The organism is Actinomadura luzonensis, assembly GCF_022664455.2.
GTDB classification, from domain to species: Bacteria; Actinomycetota; Actinomycetes; order Streptosporangiales; family Streptosporangiaceae; genus Nonomuraea; species Nonomuraea luzonensis.
This window is the reverse complement of record NZ_JAKRKC020000002.1, coordinates 2,462,519-2,481,705: the sequence shown is the minus strand read 5'-3', so window position 1 is coordinate 2,481,705 and position 19,187 is coordinate 2,462,519. Positions and strand designations below refer to the sequence as shown.

General features: G+C 74.1%; 18 protein-coding genes. 13 read left to right on the top strand and 5 right to left on the bottom strand.

Annotated features, from left to right (window positions below):
• Positions 1 to 48: 48 nt before the first annotated feature.
• A complete protein-coding gene (locus MF672_RS41880) occupies positions 49 to 1,221 on the top strand; it encodes an FAD-dependent monooxygenase (RefSeq protein WP_242381903.1) in 1,173 nt (390 codons plus the stop codon).
• A gap of 6 nt (positions 1,222 to 1,227) precedes the next feature.
• On the opposite strand, the gene MF672_RS41875 is transcribed toward MF672_RS41880, so the two are convergent.
• Entirely contained in the window at positions 1,228 to 1,692 is a 465-nt protein-coding gene (locus MF672_RS41875) for a hypothetical protein (RefSeq protein ID WP_242381902.1), read from the bottom strand.
• A 334-nt stretch (positions 1,693 to 2,026) separates the two neighbouring features.
• Between MF672_RS41875 and MF672_RS41870 the strand changes: the two genes are divergently transcribed.
• From MF672_RS41870 to MF672_RS41850, 5 genes are read left to right on the top strand one after another with little or no spacing between them, the layout of a single operon-like run.
• Positions 2,027 to 4,456, top strand: coding sequence for a sensor histidine kinase (locus tag MF672_RS41870; protein ID WP_242381901.1), 2,430 nt, complete (start codon positions 2,027 to 2,029; stop codon positions 4,454 to 4,456).
• Complete coding sequence (locus tag MF672_RS41865) at positions 4,437 to 4,862, top strand: roadblock/LC7 domain-containing protein (RefSeq protein ID WP_020546030.1); 426 nt, start codon at positions 4,437 to 4,439, stop codon at positions 4,860 to 4,862. Before MF672_RS41870 ends, MF672_RS41865 begins: the two co-directional genes overlap by 20 nt.
• Positions 4,859 to 5,209, top strand: a complete 351-nt coding sequence (locus MF672_RS41860; protein WP_242381900.1) for a DUF742 domain-containing protein — start codon at positions 4,859 to 4,861, stop codon at positions 5,207 to 5,209. Before MF672_RS41865 ends, MF672_RS41860 begins: the two co-directional genes overlap by 4 nt.
• Entirely contained in the window at positions 5,190 to 5,783 is a 594-nt protein-coding gene (locus tag MF672_RS41855; RefSeq protein WP_242381899.1) for a GTP-binding protein, read from the top strand. The genes MF672_RS41860 and MF672_RS41855 overlap by 20 nt, the downstream gene beginning before the upstream one ends.
• 56 nt (positions 5,784 to 5,839) lie before the next feature.
• Positions 5,840 to 6,700 (top strand): alpha/beta fold hydrolase, encoded by an 861-nt coding sequence (locus MF672_RS41850; RefSeq protein WP_242381898.1) that lies wholly within the window; start codon positions 5,840 to 5,842, stop codon positions 6,698 to 6,700.
• 14 nt (positions 6,701 to 6,714) lie between these two features.
• Here the strand turns inward: MF672_RS41850 and MF672_RS41845 are convergent, their stop codons facing one another.
• Positions 6,715 to 7,407 carry a FadR/GntR family transcriptional regulator gene (locus MF672_RS41845; RefSeq protein WP_242381897.1) on the bottom strand — a complete coding sequence of 231 codons (693 nt, stop codon included), beginning with the start codon at positions 7,405 to 7,407 and terminating at the stop codon, positions 6,715 to 6,717.
• Positions 7,408 to 7,485: 78 nt separating this feature from the next.
• Between MF672_RS41845 and MF672_RS41840 the strand changes: the two genes are divergently transcribed.
• Genes MF672_RS41840 through MF672_RS41830 form a run of 3 tightly spaced genes read left to right on the top strand, consistent with a single transcriptional unit; the run spans position 7,486 to position 9,896 of the window.
• Positions 7,486 to 8,022, top strand: coding sequence for a gluconokinase (locus tag MF672_RS41840; RefSeq protein ID WP_242381896.1), 537 nt, complete (start codon positions 7,486 to 7,488; stop codon positions 8,020 to 8,022).
• 24 nt (positions 8,023 to 8,046) lie between these two features.
• The gene (locus MF672_RS41835; RefSeq protein ID WP_242381895.1) at positions 8,047 to 9,423 is read left to right on the top strand and encodes a GntP family permease; all 1,377 of its coding nucleotides are present in this window, start codon (positions 8,047 to 8,049) and stop codon (positions 9,421 to 9,423) included.
• Positions 9,424 to 9,476: 53 nt separating this feature from the next.
• A complete protein-coding gene (locus MF672_RS41830) occupies positions 9,477 to 9,896 on the top strand; it encodes a CoA-binding protein (RefSeq protein WP_242381894.1) in 420 nt (139 codons plus the stop codon).
• A 17-nt stretch (positions 9,897 to 9,913) separates the two neighbouring features.
• On the opposite strand, the gene MF672_RS41825 is transcribed toward MF672_RS41830, so the two are convergent.
• Positions 9,914 to 11,863 carry an FHA domain-containing protein gene (locus MF672_RS41825; protein ID WP_247815698.1) on the bottom strand — a complete coding sequence of 650 codons (1,950 nt, stop codon included), beginning with the start codon at positions 11,861 to 11,863 and terminating at the stop codon, positions 9,914 to 9,916.
• A gap of 157 nt (positions 11,864 to 12,020) precedes the next feature.
• Here MF672_RS41825 and MF672_RS51635 point away from each other — a divergent pair, with 157 nt between their 5' ends.
• Complete coding sequence (locus MF672_RS51635) at positions 12,021 to 12,146, top strand: hypothetical protein (protein ID WP_302893365.1); 126 nt, start codon at positions 12,021 to 12,023, stop codon at positions 12,144 to 12,146.
• A 10-nt stretch (positions 12,147 to 12,156) separates the two neighbouring features.
• On the opposite strand, the gene MF672_RS41820 is transcribed toward MF672_RS51635, so the two are convergent.
• Positions 12,157 to 12,774 (bottom strand): hypothetical protein, encoded by a 618-nt coding sequence (locus MF672_RS41820; RefSeq protein ID WP_242381892.1) that lies wholly within the window; start codon positions 12,772 to 12,774, stop codon positions 12,157 to 12,159.
• Between the two features lie 176 nt (positions 12,775 to 12,950).
• Here MF672_RS41820 and MF672_RS41815 point away from each other — a divergent pair, with 176 nt between their 5' ends.
• Positions 12,951 to 13,697 carry a GntR family transcriptional regulator gene (locus MF672_RS41815; RefSeq protein ID WP_242381891.1) on the top strand — a complete coding sequence of 249 codons (747 nt, stop codon included), beginning with the start codon at positions 12,951 to 12,953 and terminating at the stop codon, positions 13,695 to 13,697.
• Positions 13,698 to 13,730: 33 nt separating this feature from the next.
• On the opposite strand, the gene hglS is transcribed toward MF672_RS41815, so the two are convergent.
• Positions 13,731 to 15,122 carry a 2-oxoadipate dioxygenase/decarboxylase gene (gene hglS / locus MF672_RS41810; protein WP_242381890.1) on the bottom strand — a complete coding sequence of 464 codons (1,392 nt, stop codon included), beginning with the start codon at positions 15,120 to 15,122 and terminating at the stop codon, positions 13,731 to 13,733.
• A 61-nt stretch (positions 15,123 to 15,183) separates the two neighbouring features.
• On the opposite strand from hglS, the gene MF672_RS41805 reads away from it, so the two are divergent.
• Entirely contained in the window at positions 15,184 to 18,033 is a 2,850-nt protein-coding gene (locus MF672_RS41805) for an FAD-binding and (Fe-S)-binding domain-containing protein (RefSeq protein WP_247815697.1), read from the top strand.
• Positions 18,033 to 19,187, top strand: coding sequence for an NAD(P)/FAD-dependent oxidoreductase (locus MF672_RS41800; protein ID WP_242382248.1), 1,155 nt, complete (start codon positions 18,033 to 18,035; stop codon positions 19,185 to 19,187). Before MF672_RS41805 ends, MF672_RS41800 begins: the two co-directional genes overlap by 1 nt.

Sequence of the window (19,187 nt, the reverse complement as noted above, 5' to 3'; positions counted from 1 at the left end):
CGTCGCAAACAAGCGGAGGAAATTCATCCAGTTAGCGGAGTGGTGGACATGAACGAGCGCACAGTGCTGATCTCCGGAGCGGGCGTGGGCGGCCCGGCCCTCGCCTACTGGCTGGCCCGGCACAACTTCCGGGTGACGGTCGTCGAGCGCGCCGGAGCGCTGCGCTCCAGCGGCAACCCGGTGGACGTGCGCGGCCCCGCCATGGACGTCGCCGCCCGCATGGGCATCGTCCCCCGGCTGCGCGAGGCGGCCACCGGCAACACCGGCCTCGCCTTCGTCGACGCGGCGGGCCGCCGCCTGGCCCGCGTGGACATGCCCGGCGGGCGGCGCGGCGAGGAGATCGAGCTGCCGCGCGGCGACCTCGCCGCGATCCTGTACGACGCGGCCCGCGAGCACGCCGAGTTCCTGTTCGACGACAGCATGACGGCGATCGCGCAGGACGCGCACGGCGTCGAGGTGACCTTCGAGCGGGCCGCGCCCCGCCGCTTCGACCTGGTGATCGGCACCGACGGCCTGCACTCCGCGACGCGCCGGCTGGCGTTCGGCGAGGAGGGCGGCCTGGTGCGGCACATGGGCCTGTACGTCGCCACCACCCCGCTCGGCGGCCACCGCGCCAGGGAGAGGCACGAGGGCGGGGACGTCGTCATGCACAACGCGCCCGGCCGGGCCGTCGCGGTGAGCCCCACGCCCGCCGGCGACCTCGCCTTCTTCCTCTACCGCGCCCCGGCCGAGCCCGGCTTCGACCACCGCGACGCCGAGCAGCACAAGCGGATGCTGGCCGCGGCGTTCGCGGGGGTGGGCTGGCGGGCGCCGGAGCTGCTGGAGCGGGTGCGGGCCGCCACCGACCTCTACTTCGACTCGGTCAGCCAGGTGCGGCTGCCGCGCTGGTGGACCGGCCGGGTGGCGCTGCTCGGTGACGCCGCCTCGTGCGTGTCGCTGTTCGGGGACGGCTCCACGCTGGCCATGGCGGGGGCGTACACGCTGGCGGCGGAGCTGGCCGCCACGCCCGCCGACCCGCAGGCGGCCTTCGCCCGCTACGAGAGCGCGCACCGCCGCCTGGTCGACCCCAAGCAGGCGAACGTCGGCCGCGCGGCCGCCCTCATGGTGCCCGCGACCCGGGCCGGGGTCGCGACGCGCAACCTGGCGGCCCGGGCCTGGCCGCTCGCCTCGGCCGTGGCCCGCCTGCGCCGCGTCCCCGCCGGCCGCCCCACGCCGGCCTGATCCGGCTCAGGCCGGGACGCCGTTGCCCACGAACGCCTTGTACTGCACGGGGGTGCGCGACGTGGTGCTCACGCACACCCAGAAGTTGCCCGGCACCAGCTTGCTGGGCGTCTGCACGGTGGCGGTGAAGAAGTCGGTGTGCTGCGACTGGAGGACCTCGCCGTCGGTGAAGAAGTCGTTGAGCGGGTCGGCCCGCCGCAGCTCCCAGTCCGCCGCCACGGGGATCGGCACGTTGAGCGAGTTGAGGGTGAAGGACGTGCCGCTGCCCGCGACGATGTCGCCGTCCTCGGCCGCGAACGGGCCTGAGCACGCGACCGAGCCGCGCACGATGCTGCCCTGGGCGGCCATCTGGGTGATCGTGGCGCCGCTGGCGGCGGACGGCACGAGGGCGAGGGCGGCGGAGAGGGCGGCGCCGAGTCCCACCCCGGCGAGCGCGAGACGGCGGCCCCTGCGAGTGCTGTTGCTGGACAAGAGTCTCTCCTCGGATCCGGGCGCCGGTTCCGATGCCCGGCGCCTCTGCCGGGGAGGCGTGCCGACCGGTTCCAGGACGTTCCATGGCACGGAACAATGTTCGAGAAACGGGCTTGATCCGTAACTTTGGGTGACGCGCCAACCGTTACGAACACGATCGGTGTGTTGACAAAGAGTCAACCCGTCATTCGCGAGGTTTCTTCGCATCCGTACCTTGAAGTACATCTGCCCCGTCGGCATAGTGGACGGACCTGTAAGGCGCAATCAGTCGTGACGGGCATCCACGGGGGGCGGTACCGGCTCGCGGCTGCCCGGCGGAATTGGACATGATCGTATGAGCTCGCCCCCTCCGATCCGTGCCAAACTGCTCCGGATCCTGTTACTCCCGCTGGTGTCGATGGCGGCCCTGTGGGGCTTCATCGCGTACTCCAGCGTCCAGGAGATCAGCGACGTCTCGCAGACCCAGGACCGCTGGGAGGCCATCGGCTCGCCGGTGCTGCAGCTCATCATCGAGCTGCAGCGCGAGCGGCAGCTCTCGGCCGAGGCCCCGCGCAGCACCGGGTCGTACGCGCCCCTCCTGGACCAGCGCCGCAACACCGACGTCAAGGTGGACCGGCTGCGCGAGGTCATCGGCACCGTCGACGCGGGCGAGGAGGCCCCCGCCCAGGTGCGCGCCCTGGTGCAGGCCCTCGACGGGCTGCAGTCGCTGCGCGCCTCGGCCGACGGCGGCGTGCTGGCCCCGCCGCTGACCATCATCGAGGCGTACAACAACCTCATCGCGGTGGCCAACCGGCAGTTCACCGACCGCGACGCGCTGAGCGACGTCTCCTCCTTCCGCTCGGTGCGCGGCATGGCGGCCTACGTCGCCACCGCCGAGTACCTGGGCCGCGAGCACGCGGTGCTCACCGCCACCATCGTGCAGCGGCGGATGTCGCCCACCGACCGGGCCGCGTTCGTGGCCGCGATGAGCAGCCGCCGGCTGGTCTTCGCCAACGCCGAGCGCGACGCCGGCCCCGAGCTGAAGGCCGACTACGACGAGCTGGTGGCCAGCCTGCACTACCGGCGGGTGGTCGAGGTCGAGGACGAGCTGTTCACCTTCGACACCGGCGGGCCGCCGCCCGTCGAGGGCGCCCAGTGGAAGGGCGACGCCGAGGCGCTGCTCGGCGCCATCAACCGGGACACCCAGGCCGAGCTGGCCAGGGCCGCCGAGGAGGCGGAGAGCCAGAAGAGCGGCGCGTACTGGCGGGTCGGGATCGTCCTGCTCCTCGGGCTCGCCGCGATGCTGGTGTCGCTGGCGCTGTCCTACCGCTTCGGCCGCTCGCTCATCGAGGAGCTGCGGCGGCTGCAGGCGTCGGCGGTGGAGCTGGCCGAGGAGCGGCTGCCCCGCCTGGTGGAACGGCTGCGCCGCGGCGACGACGTGGACCCGGCCACCGAGGCCCCCGGCCTGGACCCGGCCGACACCGCCGAGGTCGACCGCGTGGTGGACGCCTTCTCGGCGGTGCGCCGCACCGCGGTCGAGGCCGCGGTCGGGCAGGCGGCCCTGCGCAAGGGCGTCGGCCAGGTGTTCCTCAACCTGGCGCGGCGCAACCAGGCGCTGCTGCACCGGCAGCTCGCGCTGCTCGACACGATGGAGCGCAGGGTGGACGAGCCCGAGGTGCTGGAGGACCTGTTCAAGCTCGACCACCTCACCACCCGCATGCGGCGGCACGCGGAGAACCTCATCATCCTGTCCGACGCGGTCCCGGCGCGCCGCTGGCGCGACCCGGTCCAGCTCTTCGACGTCGTACGGGCGGCGGTGCTGGAGGTCGAGGACTACACCCGGGTCACGGTCGCGCCGATGCCGCAGGCCCCGATGCTGGTCGGGGCGGCGGTCACCGACGTCATCCACCTGGTGGCCGAGCTGGTGGAGAACGCCACCGTCTTCTCGCCGCCCGACACCTCCGTGCAGATCCGCGGCATGACGGCGGCCAACGGCTTCGCCCTGGAGGTGGAGGACCGCGGGCTCGGGCTCAACCAGGACACCCTGGACCAGCTCAACGCCCGCCTCGCCGACCCCCCGGAGTTCGACCTGGACGACAGCGACCGGCTCGGGCTGTTCGTGGTGTCCCGGCTGGCGGCGCGGCACGGGATCAAGATCTCGCTGCGGCGGTCGCCGTACGACGGGACCACCGCGATCGTGCTGCTGCCCGGCGCGCTGCTGGCCGGGACGGACGAGCCGGCCCGGCCCGCCGAGCCCGTCAGCGCGGGCCGGCCGGTGCGCGCGCTCGACACCGGCCACGGCGAGCCGGCGCCGCCCGCCGCGCCGGAGCCCCGCGCGCCGCTCGACGCCACCCTCCTGAACACCGTCCTCGACCCCGTGCCCGACCCCGTCCTCGACGGTGGCACGATCGTCAACGGCCACGCGGCCCGGCCGGGGGACGCGCGGCCGGAGGAGCCGGTCAGGCCCGAACGCGGGACCTGGTTCGACGCCGCCGTCCCCCCCGGCCCGCCCGCCGGCTGGAGCGTCACCGTGCCCCCGCAGGAGGCCGACGACGACCTCGACGGCCTGCCCATGCGGGTGCCACAGGCCAGCCTCGCCCCTCAGCTCCGCACCGCCACGCGCGGCCGGAATCCCGGCATCTCCGTGCGTACGCCGGAGGAGCTCGCACAACTCATGTCCTCCATGCAGCAGGGCTGGCAGCAAGGACGCCGCCAGGCCGACGAGCGCGGACAGGACGTGTGGAACCGAAAGGACGACCATCCCGATGCCCGACCCCAGAAGTGAACTGAGCTGGCTCCTCGACGACCTGACCCAGCGCGTCCCCGGCATCCGGCACGCCATCGTGCTGTCCGCCGACGGGCTCGCCATGGGCGGCTCGCGTGACCTGACCCGCGAGGACGCCGAGCACCTGTCCGCCATCTCCGCCGGCAGTCACAGCCTCGCGATGGGCGCGGGCCGGCATTTCGGCCTGGGCGGCGTACGGCAGACGATCATCGAGATGGAAGGGGGCTTCCTGTTCGTCACCGCGGCGGGCCAGGGAGCCCGGCTGGCGGTGCTCGCGGCGGCCGACGCCGAGCTGGGCATGGTCACCTACGAGATGGCGCTGATGGTCAAGAGGGTCGGCGAGCACCTCTCCGCGCAGCCGAGGGGAGCGGCACCGGCACCCGCCTGGAACGGCGCGAGACCGTGACCGGTGAGGACCCCGGCCCCCTGATCCGCCTGTACGGGCTGACCGGGGGCCGGGCGCGCCCGCAGGGCGAGACGTTCGACCTGGTGGCCATCGTGACGACGGCCGCGGGTTCGCACGAGTTCGCGGACCTGCTCCCCGAGCACCGCGCCGTGCTGTCGCTGTGCCGCCGGCCGACCCCGGTGGCCGACGTCGCGGCGCACCTCAGGCTGCCGCTGAACATCACCCGGGTCATCCTGGGCGACCTGCGGCGCGAGGGCCTGGTCGGCATCGAACGCCCCCGCCCCGCGGCGCAGACGATCGACGAACGCATCTACAGGGAAGTGCTGCATGGGCTACGCAGCCTCTGAGCCGGGGACGACGGCCGTCGCCTCGGCCCTGGCCATCAAGATCCTCATCGCGGGCGGTTTCGGCGTCGGCAAGACCACCATGGTCGGCACGATCAGCGAGATCCGCCCCCTGCACACCGAGGAGCTGCTGAGCGAGCGCGGCGTCGGGGTGGACGACCTGTCGGGCGTGGAGTCCAAGACCACCACCACCGTCGCGCTGGACTTCGGCCGCATCACCATCCGCGACGGGCTGTGGCTGTACCTGTTCGGCACGCCGGGGCAGGACCGGTTCTGGTTCATGTGGGACGAGCTGGCCCTCGGCGCGCTCGGGGCCGTGGTGCTGGCCGACACGCGCCGCCTCCAGGACTGCTTCCCCGCGGTCGACTACTTCGAGCAGCGCGGCATCCCGTTCGTGGTGGCGGTCAACTGCTTCGACGGGGCGCGCCGGTACGAGCCGGTCAAGGTGCGGCGGGCCCTCGGCCTCAGCGCGACGACCCCGATCGTGCTGTGCGACGTGCGGCGGCGCGAGTCGGTCAAGGAGGTGCTGACGACACTCGTCACGTACGCGGTGAAGGGGCTGCAGCCGCCGGGGTGATCGGCTTTCCCGCGCGGGGCCCGCCCGGTTCCCGTCCTGGTGGGTAGAGGCCGCGGATGTTCGACGACTTCGCGACCGATGTGATCGACGTGGGCGAGACGGAGCTGTTCGTCCGGCACGGCGGCTCCGGCGCCCCGCTGCTGCTCCTCCACGGCCACCCCCGTACGCACGCGACCTGGCACCGGGTCGCCCCCCTCCTCGCTCCCCATTACTACGTGGTCTGCCCCGACCTGCGCGGCTACGGCCGTTCCGGCAAGCCGCCCACGACCCCCGACCACGCCCCCTACGGCAAGCGCGCCATGGCCCGCGACATGGTGGCGCTGATGCGCGCGCTCGGCCACGACCGCTTCGCGGTGGCCGGGCACGACCGGGGCGCGTACGTGGCCCACCGTCTCGCCGCCGACCACCCCGGCGCGGTGTCGCGGCTGGTCATCATGGACGCGGTGCCCATCGGCGAGGCGCTGGCCCGCGCCGACGCGCGTTTCGCGGCGTCCTGGTGGCACTGGTTCTTCTTCGGCCAGACCGACAAACCCGCCGAACGGGTCATCAACGCCGACCCGGACGCCTGGTACCAGGCCACCGCCGAGCAGATGGGCGAGGAGGCGTACGAGGACTACCGCCGCGCCATCCACGACCCGGACACGGTCCACGGCATGTGCGAGGACTACCGCGCCGGCCTCACGGTGGACCGCGCCGCCGACGACGCCGACCGGGCCGCGGGCCGCCGCGTCACCTGCCCCACGCTGTTCCTGTGGTCCTCGAAGGACGACATGGAGGAGCTGTACGGCGACCCGCTGGCCATCTGGCGCACCTGGGCCGACGACGTGACCGGCCACCCGATCGACAGCGGCCACCACGTCGCCGAGGAGGCTCCGGAGGAGCTGGCGGCATCCCTGCTGGGCTTCCTGCGGCCATGACGCCGAGGGGGCGGTCAGGCGGGCCGGCCGGTGAGCATGGCGTGGGCGGCCTCGTCCACGATCGCGCGCATGGCCCGCTCGGCCGCCGGCCCGTCGCCGCCCTGCACGGCCTCGGCGACCTCGGCGTGCAGGCGGATCGCGGCCGGGTCGGGCCGGTCGGGCATCAGGTGGTGGCGGGTGCGCCCGCGCAGCACCTCGGCCACCACGCCGGCGAGCGCCGCCATCATCTCGTTGCCGCTCGCCTCCAGCAGCGTGCGGTGGAAGCCGACGTCGGCGGCGAGGTAGCTCTCCAGGTCGCCGGCGCGCCCGTGGGCGGCCATCCGCATGACGGCGCCCGCCAGCTCGCCGCACTGCGCGGGCGTGGCGCGGGCGGCGGCCAGCGCGGCCGCGGCGGGCTCGACGCCGCGGCGCAGCTCGCTGAGCGAGCGGAGCTGCGCCAGGCGGCCCTCGCCGTCGAGCCGCCACCGGATCACCCGCGGGTCGAACACGTGCCAGGCCTCGCGCGGCGCGACGATGACCCCGACCCGCCGCCGGCTCCGTACCAGGCCCATCGACTCCAGGACGCGGACGGCCTCCCTGACGACGGTGCGCGAGACGCGGAAGCGGGCCTCCAGCTCCTCGATGCGGAGCACGTGGCCGGGCGGGACGGCGGCCGAGGTGATCAGCAGGCCCAGCTCGTCGAGAACGCTGCCGTGCAGACCCCGCATGATCGACCCACCCCGAGCGCCAAAACGGACAAAAGTATGATTTATTATGTAATAGTTACGTATTAAGGATACTTAACCATGCTCCACGCGGAACCTCCGAACAGCGCGCCGGCTCCCCCGCTCGTCGTCGTGATGGGCGTCACCGGCTCGGGCAAGACCACCGTGGGCGCGGCGCTGAGCCAGCGGCTGCGGGTGCCCTTCGCCGACGCCGACGACCTGCACCCGCCCGCGAACATCGCCAAGATGTCCGCCGGCATCCCCCTCGACGACGACGACCGGCGCCCCTGGCTGGAGGCCATCGGCGCGTGGCTCGCCGGGCACGCGGCCACGGGCGGCGTCGTCGCCTGCTCCGCGCTGCGCCGCCGCTACCGCGACGTCCTGCGCAGGTACGCGCCCGCGCTCACGTTCGTGCACCTGGCCGGGACGCCGGAGGTCATCCGGCGGCGCGTGGCCGGGCGGCCGGGGCACTTCATGCCCGCCACCCTCGTGGAGTCGCAGTTCCAGACCCTGGAGCCGCTCGAACGCGACGAGCACGGCATCGTGCTCGACCTCACCGAGCCCGTGGAGCGGCTGGTCGACGCCTACCTCGCCGCCACCGCCGCCGGCCCCTCCTGACGACGGCGGAGCCAGGAGAACCCCATGCACACCCTCACCCTGATCGCCCGGACGCAGGAGGCCGCCGTCTCCGGCGGCCGGCTCGTCCCGGCCGCGCTCGTCGGCATCGCCCTGATCGTGGTGCTGATCACCTACCTCAAGGTCAACCCGTTCCTCAGCCTGACCGTGGGCTCGCTCGCGGTCGCGGCGGTCGCCGGGCTGCCGATGGCGGACGCCATCGAGAGCTTCTCCGACGGGTTCGGCGCCACCGCGGCCGGCGTGGGCGTCCTCATCGCGCTCGGCGCCATGTTCGGCAAGCTCCTGGCGGACTCCGGCGGGGCCGACGAGATCGTGGACACCATCGTCGGCCGCTCGTCGCCGCGCGCCCTGCCCTGGGCCATGGCGGTGGTCGGCGCGCTGATCGGGCTGCCCATGTTCTTCGAGATCGGCCTGGTCCTGCTCATGCCGGTGATCTTCCTGGTGGCCCGCCGGTCGGGGCTGTCGCTGGTGCGCGTCGGCATCCCGGCGCTGGCGGGGCTGTCGGTCATGCACGGGCTGGTGCCGCCGCACCCCGGGCCGCTGGTCGCGGTGGACGCGCTGAAGGCCGACCTCGGCCTCACGCTCGGCCTCGGGGTGCTGGTCGCGATCCCGACGCTGGTCATCGCCGGGCCGCTGTTCGCCCGCTACGCCGCCCGCTGGGTGGACGTCCCCGCCCCCGAGATGTACGAGACCCGCCCGGACGCCGGGAACGCCCGCCGGCCCGGCTTCCCCGTCACCCTGGCCACCGTGCTGCTGCCGGTCGCGCTGATGCTCGGCAAGGCCCTGGCCGACATCTTCGCCGCGAAGACCCAGCCGGTCCGGGTCGTGCTGGACTTCCTCGGCACGCCGCTGGTCGCGTTGTTCCTCGCGGTCGTGGTCGCCATGTTCACGCTGGGCCGCGGCTCGGGCATGGACCGGCAGGCGCTGGCGAAGTCGGTGGAGAGCGCGCTGCCGCCGATCGCCGGCATCCTGCTCATCGTCTCGGCGGGCGGCGGCTTCAAGCAGACCCTCGTCGACACCGGCATCGGCAAGCTGGTCGCCCAGTGGGTGCAGCACAGCGGCCTGTCGGTGCTGCTGCTGGCCTGGCTGGTCGCGGTGCTGATCCGGCTGGCCACCGGCTCGGCCACGGTCGCGACGGTCACCGCGTCCGGCATCCTCTCGCCGCTCGTCGCCGGGCTCGGGCCCGGGCAGACCTCGCTGCTGGTGCTCGCGATCGGCGCCGGGTCGGTGTTCTTCTCGCACGTCAACGACGCCGGGTTCTGGCTGGTCAAGGAGTACTTCGGGCTGTCGGTTGGGCAGACGATCAAGAGCTGGTCGCTGATGGAGACCGTGCTGTCGGTGTCGGGGCTGGTCTTCACGCTGGTGCTCGGCGCGTTCCTCTGAGTCCTTGTGCACATGAGGAAATTTCCGGACGTGACCGTCGTGTTGCCTCGGACATGAGCAACCCTTTCGCGGACGAGAACGTCATCCGGCGCCTGCTCGCCGACACCCGCACCTGGGCCTTCGTCGGGCTGTCGGACAACCCGGAGCGCACGGCGTACGACCAGGCGGGCCTGCTCCAGCGCCGCGGCAAGCGGATCGTCCCCGTGCACCCGGCCGCCGCCACCGTGCTCGGCGAGCCGGGCTACGCCACGCTGGCCGAGGTGCCGGGCCCGGTGGACGTCGTCGCGATCTACCGGCGCGCCGAGGTGGCCGGGGAGAGCGTGGACGAGGCGATCGCGATCGGGGCCCGGGCGGTGTGGCTGCCGCTCGGCGTCGTGGACGAGGCGGCGGCGCGGCGGGCCCTGGACGCCGGGCTGGACGTGGTGATGGACCGCTGTCCCGGCGTCGAGTGGGCGCTCCGCCGCACCGCCTGACGTCCTGACGCCAGGGCTCACACCATCTGCCCGCGCGGCCCCCTGCGGATGACCTTGGTGGCCTGCTGCCGGTCGTCCGGGAGCGGGGCCTGGGCGGACACGAGCACGTCCGGCGGGTCCTGCCGGTAGAAGATGTCGATGTCCACCTCCTCCCCGCCCATGATCAGCGTGTCCCAAGCCCCGCCCGACAGGAACGCGCGCAGCGTCTCGGGCCGCAGGCCCCGGAGCTGGGCGCCGAGGGTGGCGTCGTCCGGCATGCCGGGGATGCGCGGCGCGAGCCGGTCGCGGATCCGCCGCACCCGGTCCAGGAAGACGCCGAGGTCCGCGTCGGGCTCGCCGGGCGCTGTGGCCGCGCCCGCTGTGAGGCCGTCGGCGATCAGGTCCTTGATGGCGCGGGTGACCCCCTGCCCGTCCGTGGCGACCATCGCCTTCCAGGCGCGGCTCTTGTGCCGGTACTGCAGCATCGACATGGCCGCCTCGTGCCGGATGAAGTCGGCGTCCCTGAGGGGCCGGCCGCGCCAGCTCTGGCTGAGGCTCCGCGCCAGCGAGATGGCCGAGGCCAGGCCGCTGTTGAGGCCGCGTCCCGGCCAGAAGTGGATGGCGTTGGCGGCGTCGCCGAGCAGGAACCCGTACGTGCCGGGCGTGCCCGAGGTCGGCGGGTAGAGCTGGGCGGTGAAGCGCGGCCGCTGCACCATGTCCAGCCGGAACGCGGTGACCGCGCTCAGGTCCTCCTCCGCCACCCCGAACAGGCGCAGCCCCTCCCGCACCCGCCCCCACAGCGGCGAGCCCTTGACCAGCGCGGGCAGGAACAGCGTGCCGTGCGTCGAGCAGTGGAACTCGCCCAGCTCGGTGCGGTCCATCAGGCACGGGCTGGAGGCGACGCACTGCTCGAAGACGTGCCGGACCGGGTCGATGCCGATGACCTCCTTGGCCTCCTCGTCGGTCAGGCGCATGTTGAGGAAGCCCTCGCCGCGCAGCGCGTTCAGCAGGAAGCGGTTCTGGGCCACGGTGAGCAGCACCGTCATCGGGTCCGGCAGCGCGGACCTGACGCGGAGGCCGAGCACGACGTCCTGCAGGTGGTGGCCGTCGAGGGAGTAGATCGAGGTGTCGGCGTTGCCGAACTTGCCGGCGAAGTGCGCGCGGGTGCGTGAGCGCCCGCCCTCGCAGATGGCCAGGACGTGCCCCTGGGCGGCGCTCTCGCGGTGCTCCTCGGGCGAGAAGCGCTCGGGGACCAGCCGGATGCGGCCGGAGCGCTCGTTCGCCAGCTCCAGCAGCGTGTCCTCGATGTAGGCGATGCGCAGGTTGCGCGGGCCCTGGCCGCGGATGGAGTCGGGCCCGGTCGGCCACATCTCGGTGAACGCGCCGGGCGCGAACAGCCGGGCCTGCGCCCGCTCGGGCAGGTTGAGGTACTGGCGGCTCTGCACGGTCACGACCTGCTGCCGCCGGACGTTGCCCTGCTCCTTGCCCTTCCACACGACCCGGCCGCCGTCGCTCGTCCAGCGGCCGTCGTACACGGTGACGGCGACGCGCTCGCCCATGAGCTGGTCGAGGAGCAGGGCGAAGGCGAGCCCGACGGGGCCGCCGCCGCTGATCGTGACGCGCAGGACCTGTGCCGGGTCCACGGCGCGGGCGGCGGCGGGCGCCGGCTGCCTGTCCATGATGGTGTCGGCCTCGTCGGCCGCCGTCTCGAAGCCGAAGACCTCGTCGCCGATCGTGATCACGTCGCCGGGCCTGAGCACGTGCGTGACGACGCGGGCGCCGTTGACCAGGGTGCCGTTGCGGCTGCCGAGGTCGTGCAGGACGTAGCGGCCCCCGTCCGGCCGCACCTCGGCGTGCGCGCGCGAGGCCCGCCCGCTGGCGATCACGACGGTGCTGTCGCTCCTGCGGCCGAACGTCATCGGCCGCTCGCCGAGCGGGAATTGTCTTCCTGCTGAAGGACCCTCACGTCCCACGATCACCGGCGGCATGGGTCACTCCCATTTCCCTAGCCTTTGCATGGAGGTGCGCCGTTTTATCGTGAGACGGTCCTGGCGGATTTACCAGCTAAAATTACTCAGATGAGAGACTTCAATTGATGCGGGAGGTATGTCCGGTTTGTAGGGTGGTCATGAGGGGGGAGCAATCATGATCACACTGCGCCGTCTGACGGCCGCACGAGCCTGCCTGTCCGTGTCCCGCCTGCCGGGGCCGTCTCCGTACGACGACCACGCCGCCGACCAGAGCCGGCGCCGCCGCCGCAGGCGGCGCTGACGCCGGCGGGTCACTTCCAGGGGAGCCGGTGTCCCTTGTAGACGGGATGCCGGGTCTCCCAGTACTTCCAGCCCTCGAAGCGGGCCGGCACGTTGGCGAAACCGGAGGCGATCTTGACGTGCCGGCACGTGCCGAGGACCGACCACGCCGACCAGCCGATGCGGTAGCCGAAGACCCGGTACCACATGTTGCCGTACATGCCCTCGCTGATCTCCCGGGTGTACTCGTGCCCGGTGAAGACCATGTGGCGCTCCTCCAGGTGGGGAATGCCGTTCTTGCGCAGCGCCCGGATCACGTCGCCCGGGTTGATCAGGGTCGTGGTGTTGACCCGCTCCTTCTCCGTCTCCAGGAACGCCAGCACCTCGTGCTCCCTGGTGACCGACACCGTCATGGAGCCGCCGGGACCGTCGGTGTAGCGGGTGCGGGGCAGGAAGAAGTTGCGGGGCGAGACGTGGCCGCGCTTGTAGAAGACGCGCGGCGTGCACCCGCCGTGATGGTCGTGGTCGTCGATCCGGTCGATCCGGTCGGTGCCGTCGGTGCCGTCGTGCCGGCCGTCCGCCCTCGCCACCGGGGCCAGGGCAGTGAGCAGGACGACCGAGAGCGTGCCGCAGACCGCGGATCTGGTCATTCTGCGACGCGAGCGAATAGGCGCGAACATGTGCCGTTCCTTTCCGGAAATACCTGCTGCACGATCGTGGCAGGAGGCACGAAACACACCGCACCGCCACACCGCACCCGAATTCCCCGTACCAGGAAAGAAATGGTGAAGAACGCATGGGGGACCCGCCCGGGTAACATGCCACCATGCCGCCCGCCCGCGAACACGCCGAGCTGAAGCTGCAGCCGCTGCCGCAGGCGGGCCGGTCGCTGGCCGAGCAGGTGATCTCCGAGGTGCGCCGGGCGGTGCACACCGGCGCGATGGTGCCCGGGCGGCTCTACTCCGTCTACCAGATCGCCGAGCAGCTCAACGTCTCGCGCAGCCCCGTGCGCGAGGCCATGCTGCGCCTGGCGGAGGCCGGGCTGGTGCAGGTCGAGCGCAACCGGGGCTTCCGCGTCGTGCTGCCGCACCCGCGCGAGATCGTGGAGATCTTCGGGGTCCGGCTGGCACTGGAGCTGCCCGCCGTCCGGCGCGCCGCGGCGCAGGTCCCCGCCGGGCTCGGGGTGGCGCTGCGGGCGACGATGGCGAAGATGGCCGCCGCCGTCGAGGCCGGCGACGAGACCCGGTTCTTCCACCTCGACCAGGCGCTGCACGACCGCATCCTGGCCGCGGCGGGCAACGACCGGGCCCGCGCGATCGTCGGCGGCCTGCGCGACACCATGCGCATCCTCGGCACCTCCACCGACGACGCCTCCCGCACGCTGCGGCAGGTGCACGAGGAGCACGAGCCGATCGTGGCGGCGGTCGCGGCGGGCGACCCGGCGGGCGCGGAGCGGGCGATGCGCGGCCACCTCACCAACACCGGGCTCATCCTGGCCGGGCAGGCGGCCCGCGCCCAGGGCGAGCCGGTGGACGTGGCCGCCCTGTGGGCGGCCGTGGTGGACGACGTCTGACGCCTCCGGACGGGCCGCTCGGGTGCCGGGCGGTCAGCCGGTCGCGGCGGGCAGGCCCAGGGCCGCGCGGGCGCGGGCGAGCGAGTCGGCGCGGATCGCCGCGTACAGCTCGTACGGATCGTGCAACGGCCGCCCGAGGACGCCCGCCAGGGCCTCGGGCCCGAAGTCGGCCCCGGCGGCGGTGACGTCCTTGGTGCCGTCGGAGGTCAGGTTCGACTGGAAGATGCCGGCCGCGGAACGCGGCAGGAAGTCCTCGTACACGATGGGCCGAGCGGTCACCCAGCCGCCGGCCAGCAGCTCGGCCAGGCCGGCGGGCGGCTCGCCGGGCGGGCGCCGGTCCGCGGCGTGGAAGGTGAAGTACGCCAGGTCCCGCGCGGCCAATTCGGCCTCGGTGCGCGGCGCCCGCGACTCCCACAGGCGGGCGGCCACGGCGTTGCGCTCCTCCGCGCTGACGCGCCGGCCGGCCAGGGCCTCGTCCAGCTCGGCGGACAGCTCGTCGTACAGGGCCCGCCCGGCCGGGGTCACCGCGATGCCGCGCGCCTCGACCTCGCCGAAGCGCACCCGCAGGTCGTCCTCGACGACCCGGCCGTCGTCCTCGCGGAACAGGCGGGGCTCGGCCAGCGCGCGGAAGGACGTCTGGCGCAGCAGCAGGTCGGGGCCGTCCCAGCGGGGCGGGCCCTGGATGGCGTCGATCATGGTGATGCCGCGCGCGGACATGCGGGCGTAGAGGGCGTCGATGTCGAGCACGCGCGGGGTCAGGTGGTTGACGTGGGTGCTCGGGACGCCGCCGATGTCGGCCGCCACGGCCGAGACCCGTTCCAGCTCGGCGTACCAGCTGCGGGAGACCGGCTCGCGGGACAGCTCGAACGCGCGCGTGGCGAGGGTCAGGAACTCCTCGGCCGCGGCCTCGGCCAGGCCGCCCTCGGCCTCGGCCCGGTCGGCCAGCTCCAGCAGGCGGGGCGGGAACAGCCGCCGCGCGCCGAGGAACGCCTCCAGCCGGCGCTCCAGGTCGGCGCTGAAGAACCGCCGGTCGCCGGTGACCAGCATCGAGGTGAACACCCGGAACGGGTTGGCGGCCAGCTCCTCCGCGGCGACCGGCCGGAACGCGGTGGACACGACCGGCACCGAGCTGCCGGCCGCCTCCCGCAGGTCGTAGTAGCCGACCGGGTACATGCCCATCGCGCCGAAGACGCGCGCGACCTGCGCCAGCTCGGCCGGGGTGCCCACGCGGATCGCGCCGTGCCGCTCCGCGGTGACCCGGCCGATGGAGCCGAGCCGTTCGGCGTCGGGGCCGGACCGCTCCAGGACCTCGCGGTTCACCTCCTGGGCGACCTCGACGAGCGTGGTGTAGGCGGGGACCTCGGTGCCGTACATGGCCGACAGGCGCCGGGCGAAGGCCGCCCGCAGCGCGGTCGCGTCCACCATCGTGCCGTCCCTTCTCGTGGCTGGCTGGCATGGTACAGGGGTCGCATGTAACATGCTACGCATGGACCGGGCCACCGCTCTCGCCCGCGACCTCCGCCGTCGCGGGGTCGCCGACGTGCTGACGGACCCCACCACGCGCGCCGTCCACTCCTCCGACGCCTCCCTCTACCGGGTGCCGCCGCTGCTCGTGGCCCGCCCCAGATCCGCCGACGACGTACAGGCCGCCGTCGAGCTGTGCGCCCGGCACGGGATCCCGCTCACCGCCCGCGGGGCGGGCACCTCCATCGCCGGCAACGCCGTCGGCCCGGGCCTGGTGCTCGACTTCAGCCGGCACCTGCACCGGGTGCTGGAGGTGGACCCGGAGGCCCGGACCGCGGTCGTCCAGCCGGGCGTGGTGCAGGCCGCGCTGCAACGGGCCGCGGCCCCGTACGGGCTGCGCTTCGGCCCCGACCCCTCCAGCCACACCCGCTGCACCATCGGCGGGATGATCGGCAACAACGCCTGCGGCTCGCGGGCGCTCGGCTACGGCCGCACCTCCGACAACGTGACCGGCCTGAAGGCCGTGGCCGGCGACGGCACGCCGCTCGACCTGCCCGCCCAGGACGGCCCGCGCGCGCTCCGCGACCTGGTGGCGGCGAACCTGGCGACGATCCGCACCGAGTTCGGCCGGTTCGGCCGGCAGGTGTCCGGTTACGCGCTGGAGCACCTGCTGCCGGAGAACGGCTTCGACGTGACCCGGCTGCTGGTCGGCAGCGAGGGCACGCTCGCCGTGCTGACCGAGGCCACGGTGCGGCTGGTCGCCGACCCCGCGCACCGCGCGCTCGTGGTGCTCGGCTACGGCGACATCGCCGAGGCCGGGGACGCCGCGCCCGGCCTGCTGGCCCACCGGCCCACCGCCTGCGAGGGCCTGGACGCCCGCATCGTGGACGTGGTCCGCGCCCGGCGCGGCCCCGGGGCGGTGCCGCCGCTGCCCGGCGGGGCCGCCTGGCTGTTCACCGAGATCGCCGGCGACGACGAGGCCGAGGTGCGCGAGCGCGCCGCGCGGGCCGCCGCCGGCCACCGGGACGCCCTGGTCGTCACCGACCCGGCCGAGGCGGCCGCGCTGTGGCGCATCAGGGAGGACGGCGCGGGCCTGTCCGGCCGCAGCCCCGCCGGCCGGCCGGCGCACGCGGGCTGGGAGGACGCCGCGGTGCCGCCCGCGATGCTCGGCCGCTATCTGCGCGACTTCGAGGAGCTGCTGGCCGGGCACGGGCTGAGCGGCCTGCCGTACGGGCACTTCGGCGACGGCTGCCTGCACATCCGCATCGACCTGCCGCTGGAGCGGCCGGGCGGGCGCAAGGTGTTCCGCGAGTTCCTGCTCGCCGCCGCGAAGCTGGTGGCCGGCTACGGCGGCTCGTTGTCCGGCGAGCACGGCGACGGGCGCGCCAGGAGCGAGCTGCTGCCGCTCATGTACCCGACAGCCGCGATCGCCCTGTTCGAGCAGGTCAAGGGCATCTTCGACCCGGCCGGGACGCTCAACCCCGGCGTGCTGGTGCGGCCCCGCCCGGTCGACGCCGACCTGCGCGTCCCGGCCGCCCGCCCGGCCCCCGGCCGGCTCGCCCTGGCCTACCGGCACGACGGCGGCGACTTCGCCCAGGCCGTGCACCGCTGCACCGGCGTCGGCAAGTGCCGCGCCGACAACACCGCGACCGGCGGCGTCATGTGCCCCTCCTACCTGGCGACCAAGGAGGAGAAGGACTCCACGCGGGGGCGGGCGCGGGCGTTGCAGGAGATGCTGAACGGCGGCATCGCCGAGCGCGGCTGGCGCTCGCCCGAGGTGCACGAGGCGCTCGACCTGTGCCTGGCGTGCAAGGGCTGCGCCTCCGACTGCCCGACCGGCGTGGACATGGCCGCGTACAAGGCCGAGGTGCTGCACCAGAGCTACCGGGGCCGGCTGCGGCCGGCCGCGCACTACGCGCTCGGCCGGCTGCCGCTGTGGGCGCGCCTCGCCTCCCGGCTGCCGCGCGCCGCCAACGCGGTGCTGCGCGCGCCCGCGCTGCGGCGGCCGGCGCTGGCCCTCGCCGGGGTGGACGCGCGGCGGACGCTGCCCGCGTTCGCGCCCCGCACGTTCCGCTCCTGGTTCGCGCGGCGGGCGCGGCCCGCCGGGGGGCGGCCGGTGCTGCTGTTCGTGGACACCTTCACCGACCACTTCGCGCCCGAGATCGGGCGGGCCGCCGTCGCGGTGCTGGAGGCGGCCGGGTACGCGCCGCGCGTCACCGCCCGGCGCGGCTGCTGCGCGCTCACCTGGATCTCCACCGGCCAGCTCGACCAGGCCCGGCGCATCCTCGGCCGCACGGTCCGCGACCTCGGCGCGGCGGCGCGGGACCTCGGGGAGGGGGCGCAGGGGGCGCAGGGGGCGCAGGAGGCGCCGGGGGTGCCGATCGTCGGCCTGGAGCCGTCCTGCACGGCCGTCCTGCGCTCGGACGCGCTGGAACTGCTCGGCGAGGCGGCGGCCGCGCCGGTCGCCCGCGCCACCACCACCCTCGCCGAGCTGCTGGCCGCGACGCCCGGCTGGCGCCCCCCGTCGCTGGCCGGCACCGCGGTCGTCGCCCAGCCGCACTGCCACCACCACGCCGTCATGGGCTGGGAGACCGACCTGCGGCTGCTGCGGGAGGCCGGCGCCGAGGTGCGGCGGCTCGGCGGCTGCTGCGGGCTGGCCGGCAACTTCGGCGTCGAGAAGGGCCACTACGAGGTGTCGGCGGCGGTCGCGGAGCAGCAGCTCCTGCCCGCGCTGCGCACGGCCGGGCCGGACGCCGCCGTGCTCGCCGACGGCTTCTCCTGCCGCACGCAGATCGCCGACCTGTCCCCGAGGCGCGGCGTCCACCTGGCCCAGCTCCTCGCCGACCGGCTCACGTCCGAAGGGAACCGATGATGGGACGAGAACTGCCCCGGCGCGCCCAGGTCGTCGTCATCGGCGGCGGCGTGATGGGCGTCAGCATCGCCTACGAGCTGGCCGCGGCCGGGGTGCGCGACGTGGTGCTGCTCGACAAGGGCCCGCTCGGCTCCGGCTCGACCTCCAGGGCCGCCGGGGGCGTGCGGGCGCAGTTCTCCGACCGGGTCAACATCGAGCTGGCCGCGCGCAGCCTGGAGACGTTCGGCCGTTTCGCCGAGCGGTTCGGGCAGGAGATCGACCTGCACAAGCCGGGCTACCTGTTCCTGCTGGACTCGCCGGAGGCGGTCGCGGAGTTCGAGCGGAACGTCGCCGTCCAGAACGAGCTCGGCGTGCCCAGCCGGATCGTCTCCGTGCGGGAGGCGGCCGCGCTGTCGCCGCTGATCAGCACCGACGGGCTGCTCGCCGCCGCCTACTCCCCCAGCGACGGCCACTGCACGCCCGAGTCGGTCGTGCTGGGCTACGCGGGCGCGGCCCGGCGGCTGGGCGCGCGGCTGCTGCCCGGCTGCGCGGCCACCGGCATCGAGGTCGCGGACGGGCGCGTCGCCGCCGTCACGACCGAGGGCGGCCGGATCCCCACGGAGACGGTGATCTGCGCCGCCGGGGCCTGGTCGCGCGAGGTCGGCGCGTGGGCGGGCGTGGACCTGCCGGTGACGCCGCTGCGCCGCCAGATCCTGGTCACCGAGCCGGTCCCGGACCTGCCGCCGACCGCGTTCACCATCGACTTCGGCACCACCTTCTACTTCCACCGCGAGGGGCCCGGGCTGCTGCTCGGCATGTCCGACCCGGACGAGACGCCCGGCTTCAAGCTCGACCGCTCCGACGCCTGGCTGCCGCGCCTCGGCGAGGCCATGGCCCGCCGCGCCCCCGCACTCATGGACGTCGGCGTCGCCGGCGGCTGGGCCGGCCTGTACGAGGTGACGCCCGACCACAACGCGCTCATCGGCGCCGCCCCCGGCGTCGAGCGTTTCCTGTACGCGACCGGCTTCTCCGGCCACGGCTTCCTCATGGGACCGGCGGTCGGCGAGGTGATGCGCGACCTCTACCTGGGCCGCGAGCCGTTCACGGACGTCTCCGGCTTCGACGCCGGCCGCTTCGCGCTGTCGGCGTCCCGTCCCGAGCTCAACATCGTCTGA